Genomic DNA, 13804 nt, shown 5'->3' with positions numbered 1-13804 from the left:
CCGAACGAACGAGGTCTAGCGCCGTGCTGCTCAAGCGCCCACACTGAGGACATGCACGAGGTCCCCGGCGCGAGCGCGCGCGATCTGCCCGCTCCGCCGAGCCCCGAGGAGGTCGCCGCTCGATTCGGGCGGTCGGTGTTCGGGCTGGTGCCGCAGCCTCACCTGAGGGAACTCGACATCCTCTCGACGGTCGCGACCGGCCAGGAGCTCACAGAGGTGTCGGTGTCGTACTCCTTCCTCGCCGAACCCGGCGACACGACAGATCCGCGGAACCTGGTTCCGACGGTCCGTGACATCGACGGCTGGCTCGAAAAGGCCGAGCGGGACCGGCAGCCCGAGTGGTTCGTGCGATCTCTCCAGTCCATGCGGTTCCCGATGATGTGGGAAGCGGCGCGGACGGCGTCGCGAGAGGATCCGTGGGGCACCCCGATCGCCGAACGCCTCGCCGCTCACATGGACCACGTGCTCATCAACACGGCGGATGAACGTCGACGGCGAGACGGCGGCTCCGTCATCCCCTTCCTCGACGTGGGAGTGTCCGCGGCTCATGCCCGCCCGACGACGGTCGCGGTCGACGGCTCCGAACGGACGGGCATACGGATCGACACCGACCCGACCGTGATCGGCTGGGCCATCGAGGTCGACGACTCCCTCGTCTCGATCGTCCTCGACCGTGATCGGGCGGAGCGCCTCGACGTCGCGCTCGTGACGCGGTGGGGCAGCTGACGACGCCCGCGGCACGACTCGCGTCACATTGACGGCGACTCCCGTCAGCCGCCGAACTCGCCCATGAGGATGAGCGGGGTCTGATTGGCGTCGCAGACCTGGGTGACCTCGTAGATGGTGGACATGGTGTCGTCGCTCAGGGCCTCGCCGACCGTGCGGTCGGTGCTGCTCGCCAGCGCGTGGACCTTCGCGAGCGCGTCGGCGAGTGAGGGGGACGCGGTGACGGCCAACTCGGAGAGGTCGCCGACCGCGGTGTCGACGCGCTCGGTCCACTCCTCCTCCCCGAAGGCGGCGTAGAGAGTGAGGCCCTGGTCGGCGTTCATGAACGCGCTGTACACGTCGGAGAAGCGGTCGCAGTCCTCGGTCACGACGGTGTCGTAGACGAAGCCCTCCCGCGAGAACGTCGGGGTGGCGACCCACGGAACTCCGTCGGTCACGGTGACGCGCATCCGGGGGATCGTCTGCCCCGTGACCGGCCACGCCAATTCCTGCGTCCCGTCGCACACGCCGCGCAGGTGAGACTGACCCGCCATCATCGTGTCGCCGAGTTCGACCGCCCAGCGCTCGCCACCGTCGCACTCGAATGCGATCGTCACGGACTTCGCGCCGCGGGGGATCGGGAATTCGAGGCCCGGGTCGTCCGACGGTCCGGTGCCCGAGAGGGGCTCTGCCGTGAGCGGCGTCAGCGTGGGCTCCGAAGCCGCGGGCGTCGATTCCGGATCGGGCGTGCCTGTGCCGGACGCGCACCCGGAGAGGACGAGCGCGCCCACGAGGACGAGGAGGCCGAGTGAAAGCACGCGGGGTACCCGCATGAGGCGTCGTTCCTGTGCAGCGGCCATGGCGCCCCCTCGTTGTCCTGGAAGATGTCTACCAGTCGCGCTGCATCCGGTGCCAGTGCCGAAAGCGCGTCTGCCCGTTCACGGTGTCACGGACGACCGTCGTGCTCGCCGAGTTCGACGACCGTTACCGGCCGAAGCCGTCCATCCCGTTCTGGCCGGGCCTCGCGAAGGAGAGCCACGGCACCTTCATCGCGGACCGCTTTGTGCTGCCATGGGTGTACTGGAGTCTGATCCTGCAGGGCCGGGCGTGAAGGGTCCCTCGGGCGCGCTCGTCGTCGGCGAGGGGTGGTCCGCCCGGGCAGGCGTCACCGCCCACGGCCGCTGACTCCAGAACTCGAGCAATTGGGCTCCGAGCCCGAAGAGGATCATCGGCGTCCAGACGAGGATGTTCAGCCACGGGATGTTCAGGCCGACGATGAGGATCGTGCCGCCGACGAGTGACATGACGACGGGGTGCTGGCGATCACGGAACACGAGGCGACCCAGGTAGTAAGCGCCGTAGACGAAGGTCGCGAGCGTGAGCACCGTCCACAGCAGCCCGACCGCGAGCGCGAGCGGTGCGCCCACGAACGTCACGAGAAGGAGCAGTATCGCGGCGGGGGCGGCGATGGCGGCGACGAAGCCCACGAGTAGCGCCTTCCACGGCGACGGCACGAGGTGATCCGTCACACGACGCAACCACCGGGGGGCGAGAAGTCCCGCCGCCAGCGTCACGAGGCTGAGGGCGACGAGCGCGAAGAGCACCCCGAGCAGCCAGCCGACGAGGAGCACCTGCGGAGAGACCTCGACATCGGTGGACTCGGCGGACTCGATGCGTTCGACGCTGCCGCCGACTGCGCCGGCGTCGATCCGGGCGTCGGTGTCGCTCTCGTAGGTCACATCGCCGCCGACCGTCCCCTCGATGCTCAATTGGTCGACGCTCAGGAGCAGGTTCCGGTCGACCGATCCGGAGATCCCGATGCTCGAGGCCGCCGCGAGGACGTCACCGCCGAACGATCCGGTCTCCGCGACGGTCAGCTCCGCTGCGGCGATCGTGCCGCTACGGCTGACGCCGCCGCTGATCGCGACCGACTGCGCAGCGACCCGGACGTCACCGTCGACGTTCCCTGTGATGGTGATGTTCTGCGCGGCCGCGATCACGTCGCCCGTGATGTCGCCGCTGATCGTCACGCTCTGACCCGCAGCGTAGACGTCACCGTCGACGTCGTCGGAGACGTCGATGCTGGAGCCTGCGTAGAACTGGGCGCCGTGCAGCTCGGAGGTCGTCGTCGACTTGGGGAACGGCGACGCGGCGGTCGGGATGGTGGCGGAGCCGGCGCACGCGAACACGACGACCGCCGTGAGAGCGGCGCCGACGAGTCGATGGGTGGCGGCGAACGAAGACATGATCGTGCCTCTCTGCGGGGCGCACGCCGTCTCGGCGTCGCGGCGGGTGCCGCGGCAGGGGCGCCGTCGCGCCGAGACCGATTCGTCGGCCTCACGTCGAGTGTGCGTCGCGGCGGCTCCCTGTTCCAGGGTCGGAGGTCCTGTGGAGCTCCGCTGCCCCGGCAACGTCTAGCCGGGGGGCTCAGCCGCCCGTGCTCGCGCGGACGATCAGCTCGTACGGCACCGTGACGGAGCGGGCGGGTGCCGTGCGCTCCGTCATCCGGCGGTCGAGGAGTGCCAACGCCTCCTCAGCGACCCGGCGGAGGTCGAACCCGATCGTCGTGAGGGCAGGGTTCGAGAACCGCGCGATTTCGACGTCGTCGAAACCGGTGACGAGGACGTCGTCGGGGACGCGCTTCCCCTGAGCGGCGAGGCTGTGAAGGACGCCGAGGGCGAGCGTGTCCGTGAAGGCGACGACGGCGTCGAACTCCACGCCGCTCGCGATGAGGTCCTCGACCGCGGCGGCCGCTGAAGGGGTTGTCCAGGGGAGCGGATTGATCTCGAGCCGCGGATCGGGTTCCATGCCCGCGTCGCGGAGCGCGTCGCGGTAGCCGTCGAGGCGCAACCGGCTCGCGGCCGTTTCCTTCTCGGGGTTCTCGTCGCCGCCGATCGCCGCGATCCGGCGTGCTCCTCGTGAGATGACGTGCCGTGTGATGTCGCGAGCGGCGGCGCGGCTGTCGACGATCACGTGGTCGGTGAGACGCTGCTCGACCTCGCCGATGAGCACGACGGGCGGGAGATGGTCCGCGTACTCGATCGCGGAGTCCTCCACGCGGATGGGGTTGAGGATCAGCCCGTCGATGAGGTGCGCCCGCGCACGTGACAGCAGCTCGAACTCACGACCGGGCTCGGCGCCCGTCTCCTCGACCTGCACAGCGAGGCCGCGCTCGTGCGCCACCTCGACGAGATCATGCAGGAGCTCGGCCGAGTAGGGGGTCGCGAGGTCGGGAAGTGCGACCGCGATCGTTCCTGACCGCCCGTTGCGCAGGCCCCGCGCGCTCAGGTTGGGGACGAAATGGAGCTCCGTCATCGCAGCCTCGACACGCTCGACCGTCTCGGGCCGCACGAAGACCGTGCCCGTGACGACATTCGACACGGTCTTCGGAGAGACCCCCGCGAGCGCGGCGACGTCCTTCATCGTCGCGCGCGCCCGTCCTGCCATGTGCTCAGGATAGGGGAGGGGTGTGGTGCGGCAGATCGCGCGGTGATCCTGGAAGAGCTAGTCCCGAGCTCGAACCCCTCGCCGCGTCCGGGTTCGCGCCGGTGTTAGCGTGGACGACGCGGCCTCGATGCCGACCGCACGGGCGGTCTGGAGCAGTCTGTCGGGGTGCTGCAGCCGCCGAATCACAGGAGCTTCTTCGTGCCACTCAACGTCATCCATGTCGGCCTCGGTGGTTGGGGAGGGAACTGGGCTCGGATCGCCATACCGAGGGTGCCGGACGTCGACGTCGTCGCGGTCGTCGACATCGACGCGGGAACCCGAGCGGACGTCCTCGCGGCGATGAAGCGTCCGGACCTGCCGGGCTTCGCGTCGCTCGACGAGGCGCTCGGCGCCGTCTCCGCGCATGCCGTCATCATCACCGCGCCGGCGGTGACCCACGTGCCGCTCGCCCTCGAGGCGCTGGATGCCGGGAAGCACGTGCTCGTGGAGAAGCCCTTCGCCAACACCGTCGAGGAGGCCGCCGTCGCGGTGCGCCGGGCTGCGGAGAAGAACCTGGTCCTGCAGGTCAGCCAGAACTACCGCTTCTATCCCGCGCCGCGCGCGGTGCAGCGATTGCTGACGGCGGGCGAGATCGGCGAGATCTCGGCGATCAACATCGACTTCCGCCAATGGGACAACGACGCTCCGAAGTCCACCCATCGGCATTACCGGTTCCCGCACCCGCTGATCAACGACATGGCGATCCACCACTTCGACCTGCTCCGCAAGATGACTGGTCAGGAGGCCGTGAGCGTCTACGCGAAGGTGGGGGATCCGTCCTTCAGCCGGTACGACGAGGAGGCCTCCGCCGTCATCATCATCGAGATGGAGTCGGGTCTCGTCGTGAGTTATCGCGGCAGCTGGGTGAGCCGGGGCACGCCGACCGCGTGGGCCGGGGAATGGGCGATCGACGGGGAGAAGGGGCAGATCGAGTTCACCAGCAGGCTCGGGGACAACCCCGACGGTGACCGGGTGTCGCTCCGTCGCCCCGGCGGCGAGCCCGCCGCGGTCGGTCTCGAGGACATGCCGCTCTTCGGGCGGTCCGCCGGCCTGCAGCACTTCGCGCAGTCGATCGCTTCGGGGACCGTGCCTGAGACGGCCGGAGCCGGAAACTTGGGGAGCCTCGCCTTGATGGCGGCGGCGGCGCGCTCCGCTGTGTCGGGTCGCACCGAGCCCGTGATCATCCCCGAGGTCTGATCAGCGACCGTCCGATCCGGACGGAGTGACCTCGTCAGGCGGTGGTGATCCGCGCGAGAACCGTGGCGGGGGAGACGGGGTCGCCGGGAGACGGGGCGTCGTCCGCGAGGTCGACCGTGCCGGCGACGGGCGCGATGACCGTCGTCTCCATCTTCATGGCCTCGAGGACCGCGATCGTGTCGCCCTTCTCCACGGCGGCGCCGTCCTCGACAGCCCAGCGCACGAGGGTGCCGGCCATCGGTGCGAGGACGTCGCCGTCCGCCGCGGCAGCGGACGGACTCGATCCCGCGGTGGAGGCGGAAGCCGGGTCGGAAGCCGTCCCGACGCCGGTCGTGAACGACCCCGCGAGCGCCGCGGGGAGTCGCAGCCCGAGACGTCGTCCATCGACCTCGATCCAGGAGGAGACCACGTCGGGCTCGGCCGGCTCTTCCGCGAGCGACTGCGGCGCGGTCCGTTCCGCGAACGTCGTCTCGATCCACTGCGTGTGCACCGCGAAGCCGTCGCGCGCGGTGAAGTCCGCGTCGTCGAGCACGGCGCGGTGGAAGGGCAGCACGGTCGCGACGCCCTCGATCCGGAACTCCGCGAGCGCGCGGCGGGCGCGGGCGAGCGCTGCATCGCGATCGACGCCCGTGACGATGAGCTTCGCCATCATCGAGTCGAAGCGACCAGAGACCTCCGAACCCGATTCGACTCCCGTGTCGAGCCGCACGCCCGGGCCGGTCGGCGGAGCGAAGAGCGCGATCGTGCCGGGGACGGGCAGGAAACCGCGCGCCGGGTCCTCGGCGTTGATGCGGAACTCGATCGAGTGTCCATGGACGGCGGGCGTCTCGGTGATCGACAGCGGCAGCCCCGCGGCGATGCGCAGTTGCTCGCCGACGATGTCGGCGCCCGTCGTCTCCTCGGTGACCGGATGCTCCACCTGGAGGCGCGTGTTGACCTCGAGGAAGGAGAGCAGGCCGTCCGACCCCAGCAGGAACTCGACGGTCGCGGCGCCCCGGTAGTCCGCGGCCGCGCAGATGTCGCGCGCCGCGACGTGGATGCGCTCGCGCTGCTCGCCCGTGAGGAACGGGGCCGGAGCCTCCTCGACGAGCTTCTGGCTGCGGCGCTGGAGTGAGCAGTCGCGCGTCCCGAGCACGACGACGTTGCCGTGCCCGTCGGCGAGGACCTGCGCCTCGACGTGGCGGGGACGCTCGAGGTAGCGCTCGACGAAGCACTCAGCGCGACCGAACGCCGCTACCGCCTCGCGGCCGGCGGATTCGAAGAGTTCGGCGACCTCGTCGAGACGACGCGCGACACGCATGCCGCGACCACCGCCTCCGAACGCCGCCTTGATCGCGATCGGGAGGCCGTGCTCCTCCGCGAAGGCGACGGCTTCGGCGGGGTCGGCCACGGGATCGGTCGTGCCCGCGATGAGAGGGGCGCCGACCGACTCGGCGAGCCGGCGCGCGGAGATCTTGTCGCCGAGCAGCTCGATGCTCTCGGGACTCGGCCCGACCCACGTGAGACCGGCGTCCCCCACGGCGCGCGCGAAGTCGGCGCTCTCGCTCAGGAACCCGTATCCGGGATGGAGGAGGGTCGCGCCGGACTCCCGCGCGGCGGCGAGCAGCTTGTCGGAGTCGAGGTACGTCTCGGCGGCGGTCACCCCGTCGAGCCCGTACGCCTCGTCGGCGAGCCGCACATGGAGGGCGTCGGCGTCACCGTCGGCGTAGACGGCGACCGAGGTGTACCCGTGGTCGGCGCACGCCCGCGCGATGCGGACGGCGATCTCGCCGCGGTTGGCGATCAGGACCTTCTGGGGTGCGTGGGCGGTCATCGGTGATCCGTTCGTGCTGTCGGGGTCGGGTCTGCGGTGGTGGGTGTGGTGGCGGACGTCGCGGTGGGCGCGACCTCGGGTGTGACGTCGCGATGGTCTCCGGTGCCGAAGCCGCCGATCTCCCGGAACTCCGAGCGCACGCGGAAGCGCACCCGGGCGCCGACCGGCAGGTGCCCCGCGAGGGCGACCTGGTCGGACACGATGGCGCCGATCACCGGATAACCACCCGTGAGCGGGTGGTCCGCCAGGAAGAGCACGGGCTGACCGTTCGGCGGGATCTGCAGCGCCCCGGCGACACATCCCTCACTCGGCAGCTCCTCGGAGCGCGCTCGCTCCACGGGCGTCCCGGAGAGGCGCACGCCCACCCGGTTCGACTGCGGGGTCACGTCCCACGCGCGGCCGGTGAGCGCGTCGACGGCATCAGGGGCCAACCAATCGGTGCGGGGGCCGAGCACGATGTCGAGCACGGTCTCCTCGCCCACCCGGGGGAGGGTCCGCGCCGGTGCGGCTTCGAGGGCGACGGCCGTCGGATGCTCGACCGGCCGCACCCCGAGGATGTCGCCCGCCGTCAGCGCAGCCGGTCCCACTCCCGACAGGGCGTCCGTCGACCGGCTGCCGAGCACCGGTTCCGCCGCGAAGCCGCCCCGGACGGCGAGATAGGAGCGGACGCCTTCGGTCGCCATGCCGATGTGGAGTTCGTCGCCGTCGTCGAGGGCGAACGCCGTGTGGGCGGGGACGGAGCGCGTCCCGCCGGCCGCACGGACGACGGAGAGGGGGACGGGCGCTCCCGCGACCGCGACGACCTGAGGTCCGCGCGCGCGGACCTGCAGCCCGCCGACGACGATCTCGAGGGCCGCCTCCGCGGTGTCGTTGCCGACGAGCCGGTTCGCGGAACGCAACGACACGGGGTCGAGAGCGCCGGAGGGGGAGACGCCCATGCTCGTGTACCCGGGCCGGCCGAGGTCCTGGAACGTCGTCTGAAGACCCGGGCTCACGACCTCGAGCGCCGACTTGAGCGCCGACTCGGGCGCGACGTCGGCGACCTCCGCGATCGCCGCGGCGGCCGATACGGAGGGACGCTTCGTGTCCTCGAGGTCGAACCGGACGCGGTCGCCGGGCTCGAAGAATGCCGGGCGCTCGCGGGAGAGGTCCCACATCGGCACGTCCGTCGTTCCGATGAGTTGCCAGCCGCCCGGGCTCTCCCGCGGGTACACGCCGCTGTACGTCCCCGCGAGGGCGACGGATCCGGCCGGGATCCGCGTGCGCGGCGACGACCGGCGCGGGACGTCGAGGAACGGGTCGCTCCCCGTGAGGTACGCGAATCCGGGTGCGAACCCGACGAAGGCGACCGTGTATTCGGCGGCGGTGTGCCGCCGTACCACCTCGTCGGGGGTGACCCCGAGCAGTTCCGCGACCTCCGCGAGGTCCTCGCCGTCGTAACGGACGGGGACGCGGTGGAGCGGCGCGTCCCCCGAACGGACGGCGTCGAGCGGTCGGCGGCGCACGACGGCGGCCAATTCCTCGGCGGAGACGGCGCTCGGACGGAAGGAGACCAGCAGGGTGCGTGCGCCTGGCACGACGTCGACGACTCCGGGCACCGGATCCGCCTCGAGCGAGGCGGCGAGCGAGAGGGTCTCGTCGAGATCGGCGAGTTCGACGAGGACCGCGTCGTCGCGGACGGGCAGGACGCGCACGGTCACGAGCGGCCGACGCCTCCGAGCGGCGCGGCTCCCGAGTCCTCGGCGTCGAGTGCGGCGGCGCGATCGGTGTCCCCGGCGCTCGCGCTCGTCGCCCCGAGGGCCTGCGCGAACGCCTCGATGCCGATCCCCGCGTCCGCGAGGGCCGACCGGACGCGCGCCGCCATCTCCGTCGCCCCGGGGCTGTCGCCGTGCACGCAGATGGAGTCCGCGCGAACGGATACGATGCTGCCGTCGATTGCGGTCACGGTGCCCTCGGTCACGAGGGTCACCATCCGGCGGGCGATGTCGTCGGGGTCGTGCAGGACCGCGTCGGCCTCTCGGCGGGACACGAGCGTGCCCTCGGGTGTGTAGGCGCGATCGGCGAACGCCTCCGTCGCCGTCGGGAGCCCGCGGTCGGCGGCGATCCGCAGCACGGCACTGTCGGGCAGCCCGAGGAGCACGAGCCGTGCGTCGACGGCCGCCACCGCGTCGACGACGTCGCGTGCTTGCCGCTCGTCGTGCGCGATCGTGTTGTAGAGGGCGCCGTGCGGCTTCACGTACGTGACCTCGCCGCCCTCGGCCCGCGCGATGGCCTGCAGCGCTCCGATCTGGTAGATCACGTCGGCGACGAGTTCGGCACTCGCCACGTCCATGTTGCGGCGCCCGAAGCCCGCGAGGTCGCGGTAGCCGACGTGGGCCCCGATCGTGACTCCGGCGGCCACCGCGCCGCGCACCGTCTCGCGGATCCCCACCGGGTCGCCCGCGTGGAACCCACACGCGATGTTCGCGCTCGAGACGATACCGAGCATGCGGGCGTCGTCACCGAGCGTCCACCGGCCGAAGCTCTCGCCGAGGTCGCTGTTGAGGTCGACGGTCATGGTGTCCTCCGTTGTCCTGTCGTGCTGCGGGTGCCGCGGGGTGCGGCGGGTCGTGCGGTCGGTGCCGGGCCTCGTCACCCGGTGACGAGCGCGAAGATCGGCCCGACGGCGTTGACGGCCATGTACCACGTGACGACGGCGGCGATCGTGCCGATGATGAGCAGCCACTTCGGGTAACGGTACCCACCGAGCACGCGCGGCCGGAACCACCCGATGTACATGAAGAGGGTGAGGCCGATGGGGAGGATCAGGCCGTTGAGGCCGCCGACGAACACCAGCAGCGTCGCGGGCGCGGTGCCGATGGAGAGGTAGACGGCGAGAGAGACGATGATGAAGCCGACCGTCCAGTAGTCCGCGGCGCGCCCGGCGATCTTCGCGGAGAACACCGGCAGGAAGGACACCGACGTGTACGCGGCGCCGATGACGCTCGTGATGGCGGCGATCCAGAAGACCGCTCCGAAGATGCGCAGTCCCGTCTCGCCGGCGGCCGCCTGGAAGGCTTGAGCGCCCGGGTTGCCCGTCGTGTCGAGCACGACGCCGCTCGCGACGACGCCGAGGATCGCGAGGAAGAGCACGTACCGCATGACGCCGGTCACGAGGATGCCGTTGAGCGCTGCCCGGTTGACCTCCCTGATGTGCTCAGCACCGGCAGTGCCGCTGTCGAGGAGCTTGTGGGCTCCCGCGTAGGTGATGTAGCCGCCGACGGTGCCGCCGACGATCGTCGTGATCGTCGCGAAGTTGATCTCGTCCGGCCACACCGTCTGGCGGAACGCATCGCCGAGGGGCGGCTGCGAGATGATCGCGACGATCACGGTGAGGACGATCATCGCGAGTCCCGCGACGATGACGACGCGGTCGATCACGACGCCGGCGCGCTTCACGAGGAAGATCGCGATCGCGATGGCCGCGCTGATGACACCACCGATCTTCGGGTCGAGGCCGAAGAGCGTGTTGAGACCGAGCCCCGCTCCCGCGATGTTGCCGATGTTGAAGACGAGCCCGCCGAGCACGATGAGGACGGCGAGCACGTAGCCGCTGCCGCGGAGCGCCTCGTTCGCGAGCACGCTCGCGCGCTTGCCGGTCACCGTCACCATGCGCCAGATGTTGAGCTGCACGGCGAGGTCGATGAGCACGGACGCGAGGATGCCGAACGCGAACGCCGCGCCGAGCTGCGCGGTGAAGGTCGCAGTCTGGGTGATGAAGCCGGGGCCGATGGCTGACGTGGCCATGAGGAAGAGGGCACCGAGCAGTGAGCGGCGGCGCGACTTCGCGAAGGCCGTGATCTCCTCGGCGGAAGCGGGCGCCGGAGTGGTCGATTCGGTCATGGTCGAGGTCCTGTTCGCAGAAGGGGTTCCGATGAAGGCCGAGGTGAAGGCGGAGCATGCCGGCCGGGGGTGCGACCCAGACTAGGACTGTCGAACACTCAATGGGAAGTTGTTCAACGATCTTTCGTGTGAAGAGTTCGTTACACCGATGTTTCGTCCCCCGATCGTCGCGCGGCTCCGGCCGGTAGGCTCCGAGTGTGACGCAGCCTCCCGACGACGACGAAGTGCTTGACCGCGCGGAGAAAGCCGCGGCCGACATCCGGTCGTCGATCATCTCGGGAACCTTCACCCCCGGGTCGCGGTTGTCGGAGCAGGCGCTCGGTGATGCGCTCGGGGTGTCGCGGAACACCCTGCGCGAGGCGTTCCGCATGCTGACGCAAGAGGGCCTGCTCGTGCGTCGCCCGCACGCCGGGGTCATCGTCGCGGTGCCGTCGCTCGCGTCGATCATCGACATCTACCGCGTCCGCCGCATGATCGAGGGGCAAGCGCTGCGGGGCGCTCCGCCGAGGCACCCCGCCGGTCGAGCGCTCGTCGCCGCGGTCGAGGCGGCGCTCGCGGCGCGCGACGCGGGCGAGTGGGCCGCCGTCGGCACCGCGAACATGGAGTTCCACCGCGCGATCGTCTCACTCGCGGACAGCGCGCGGCTCGACCGGATCTACGCGAACATCTCCGCCGAGCTGCGGCTCGCGTTCGGCATCATCGACGACCCCGAGTACCTGCACGCGCCCTACGTCGACCGCAACGCGAGCGTCCTGCGCGCGCACCAGGACGGCCGCTCCGACGACGCGGCGGACGAGCTCGACGCGTACCTGATCCAGTCGGAGCGCACACTCCTCGCGGCCTACGCCCGTCGCGACCGCGACGGGTCCTGACGCCGGCGGTAACGAGCGAGAGACAACCTCTGCCTCAGATCAGGTGTCTCATCCCGTTCTTCGGGTAGAGCTCGTGCCTCGAACGCCATGTACCGGTGTCGTCGACGAACCATACGCCGTTCTCGATCGCCCAGATGTACCAGCGGATCTTTTCCGCCACAGTCACGATCGGGAAGTTGAGAACGGAGGATGTCATGTCCGAGAGGAGCACAGAGGAGTCGGGCAGCTGGATGTTGCTGGTCTCGATGACGTCGCTCCTCGACCCGCGGTTGAACGTCACCCATCGACTCTCGACGTAGCGATCGCCGTCGCCCTCGTTCCTCATATCGAGGATCATCTGCGCGTACTCGATCGACTCGCTGAGCTCTCGGAAATCCCAGCCGGACCCGATGGTGACAGGAGTATCACGAGAAGGACGGGGGCCCATTCCGTTGTGCCACATCCATACCGCTTTGACGTCATCACTGAGGGGGAACCCGTATCGTTCCTCTATCTCAGTGATCTCCGCAACCGTGAGGCCGGGCCGCAGATAGTCGATCGCGACGGAACCTCGGGCTCGTGCGAGCTGCTCGTACTGCTCGAGAAGGGCGGAGACGTCGTCGTAGGCCACGTCTCACTTCCCATTGCACAACGCAAGAGACGGCAGGGGCGTCGCGGTCGGCGGCAGGGGGATGGCAAGGAACTGCCGCTCCCCCACCGGCTTCGACGTGAGACCGCACGCTCGAAGGAACGAGTAGTACACCGTTCCTTGGTACTGGTTCTGAGCTCCGTCGATGGCTTTGAGACTCGGCGCAGGAACGGCGTACCCGCCGCCCTGCACGCTCGCGTAGAAGGGGTACTCGTCACAGTTGAGCCCGGAACCGGGCACGCCCTCGCAACGAGGGTCATTCTCGTACCACCCCGAACGAGACGGGTTCTCCCCGGACGGCCGATAGTCGAGTTGCACCCACCCGGGCACCCGCTGAAGTGCTTCGAGATCGTGGTTGGTCGCTTCGGGCACGTCCGACTGGCCGGAGGAGAAGATGGGGAGGTCGCGGCATGTGCGGTGGGGGTCGCCGTAGGTGCCGGCATACGCGACCAACGCATAGCACTGCTTGAGGACCGTCCGCGCGATCTCGTCGGACACTCCGTTGGCCGTGGCGAACTGGGCCGCTGACTTCGGCAATCGCCACAACGAGGGGAGGGATCCGGGCACGGCCGGCGCGGAGCTCGGGCCTCGGCCGGTGCCGTCGACCCACGACGGGGTGGAAGCAGGTGTGGTTCCGGCGCCGACGAAGTGCGCGGCGATCATCGCGAGTTGCGCCGCCCCGCCGGCGGTCCGAATCGCGAGGATGACCGATCGAGTGGTGGCCCCGGAAGCGGAAGCGGCGGCCTGGCACGCGAGAGTCTGATCGGTGACGCTCGAACCGGCGTTGTGGGTGCCGGGCTGGAAAACCGTCGACTCGCAGATCTTCTCGAGCGGCACGCCCGCCAGAGCGAGCGCAAGCGCCTCGGCATCGAGACTCGAGTTCAGGTCGTTGACGATGAAAACGGCTGAGGTGGGCGCGTAGCCGGGCTGCGGGGCGGCGGCACCGACGGAGCCGGCGTTGCGGCCGTTGAACGATCCACTGGTGGAGTACGAGTAGAGCGTGCCGTTGCGGGTGTCTTGGGCGGTGGCCCGATAGCTCTGCCCGCTGCCTTCGATCCAGATCTCGTACGCCACGTTGGGAGCGGGCGACCAGCCCTGTTTCTTGAGTTCCGCCTGGCTCACTCCCTCGTACGTGGACTTCCCGAGAAGGTTGTGATACGTCATGGCGTTCACCATGTTGCGGAGACTGGAAACCGCCGCGGGGTCATAGATCGACGCGGC

The 13804-nt window shown here is 70.0% G+C and carries 12 protein-coding genes; 3 read left to right on the top strand and 9 right to left on the bottom strand.

The features are described 5' to 3' along the window. The first annotated feature begins 51 nt into the window (after positions 1 to 51). A complete protein-coding gene (locus ELQ92_RS14125) occupies positions 52 to 726 on the top strand; it encodes a hypothetical protein (RefSeq protein WP_128499975.1) in 675 nt (224 codons plus the stop codon). 44 nt (positions 727 to 770) lie between these two features. Here ELQ92_RS14125 and ELQ92_RS14120 read toward each other — a convergent pair whose 3' ends face one another. From ELQ92_RS14120 to ELQ92_RS14105, 3 genes are all read right to left on the bottom strand, one after another. Then, on the bottom strand, positions 771 to 1565 hold the full coding sequence (locus ELQ92_RS14120) for a hypothetical protein (RefSeq protein WP_128499974.1): 795 nt from the start codon (positions 1563 to 1565) through the stop codon (positions 771 to 773). 186 nt (positions 1566 to 1751) lie between these two features. Continuing rightward, complete coding sequence (locus ELQ92_RS14110; protein ID WP_128499973.1) at positions 1752 to 2951, bottom strand: DUF8173 domain-containing protein; 1200 nt, start codon at positions 2949 to 2951, stop codon at positions 1752 to 1754. Between the two features lie 181 nt (positions 2952 to 3132). Next, complete coding sequence (locus ELQ92_RS14105) at positions 3133 to 4152, bottom strand: LacI family DNA-binding transcriptional regulator (RefSeq protein ID WP_128499972.1); 1020 nt, start codon at positions 4150 to 4152, stop codon at positions 3133 to 3135. Positions 4153 to 4350: 198 nt separating this feature from the next. Between ELQ92_RS14105 and ELQ92_RS14100 the strand changes: the two genes are divergently transcribed. Continuing rightward, positions 4351 to 5388: a Gfo/Idh/MocA family protein gene (locus ELQ92_RS14100; protein ID WP_128499971.1), complete on the top strand. Its 1038-nt coding sequence runs from the start codon at positions 4351 to 4353 to the stop codon at positions 5386 to 5388. A 34-nt stretch (positions 5389 to 5422) separates the two neighbouring features. Here the strand turns inward: ELQ92_RS14100 and ELQ92_RS14095 are convergent, their stop codons facing one another. From ELQ92_RS14095 to ELQ92_RS14080, 4 genes are all read right to left on the bottom strand, one after another. Further along, the gene (locus ELQ92_RS14095) at positions 5423 to 7201 is read right to left on the bottom strand and encodes an ATP-binding protein (protein ID WP_128499970.1); all 1779 of its coding nucleotides are present in this window, start codon (positions 7199 to 7201) and stop codon (positions 5423 to 5425) included. Continuing rightward, positions 7198 to 8901: a 5-oxoprolinase subunit B/C family protein gene (locus ELQ92_RS14090; protein WP_243695053.1), complete on the bottom strand. Its 1704-nt coding sequence runs from the start codon at positions 8899 to 8901 to the stop codon at positions 7198 to 7200. The genes ELQ92_RS14095 and ELQ92_RS14090 overlap by 4 nt, the downstream gene beginning before the upstream one ends. Further along, complete coding sequence (locus ELQ92_RS14085; protein WP_128499969.1) at positions 8898 to 9758, bottom strand: LamB/YcsF family protein; 861 nt, start codon at positions 9756 to 9758, stop codon at positions 8898 to 8900. Before ELQ92_RS14085 ends, ELQ92_RS14090 begins: the two co-directional genes overlap by 4 nt. Before the next feature lie 74 nt (positions 9759 to 9832). After that, positions 9833 to 11083 (bottom strand): NRAMP family divalent metal transporter, encoded by a 1251-nt coding sequence (locus ELQ92_RS14080; RefSeq protein ID WP_128499968.1) that lies wholly within the window; start codon positions 11081 to 11083, stop codon positions 9833 to 9835. Between the two features lie 197 nt (positions 11084 to 11280). On the opposite strand from ELQ92_RS14080, the gene ELQ92_RS14075 reads away from it, so the two are divergent. Next, a complete protein-coding gene (locus ELQ92_RS14075) occupies positions 11281 to 11955 on the top strand; it encodes a GntR family transcriptional regulator (RefSeq protein ID WP_243695052.1) in 675 nt (224 codons plus the stop codon). Positions 11956 to 11989: 34 nt separating this feature from the next. On the opposite strand, the gene ELQ92_RS14070 is transcribed toward ELQ92_RS14075, so the two are convergent. Continuing rightward, entirely contained in the window at positions 11990 to 12565 is a 576-nt protein-coding gene (locus ELQ92_RS14070; RefSeq protein ID WP_128499967.1) for an SMI1/KNR4 family protein, read from the bottom strand. Positions 12566 to 12568: 3 nt separating this feature from the next. Next, positions 12569 to 13747: a NucA/NucB deoxyribonuclease domain-containing protein gene (locus ELQ92_RS14065; RefSeq protein ID WP_128499966.1), complete on the bottom strand. Its 1179-nt coding sequence runs from the start codon at positions 13745 to 13747 to the stop codon at positions 12569 to 12571. Positions 13748 to 13804 lie beyond the last annotated feature (57 nt).

Origin of the sequence: Labedella populi (genome assembly GCF_004078655.1) — a bacterium.
In the GTDB taxonomy this organism is placed as follows: domain Bacteria; phylum Actinomycetota; class Actinomycetes; order Actinomycetales; family Microbacteriaceae; genus Labedella; species Labedella populi.
The sequence above is the reverse complement of the archived record's forward strand: the minus strand, read 5'-3'. Positions and strand labels throughout refer to the sequence as shown.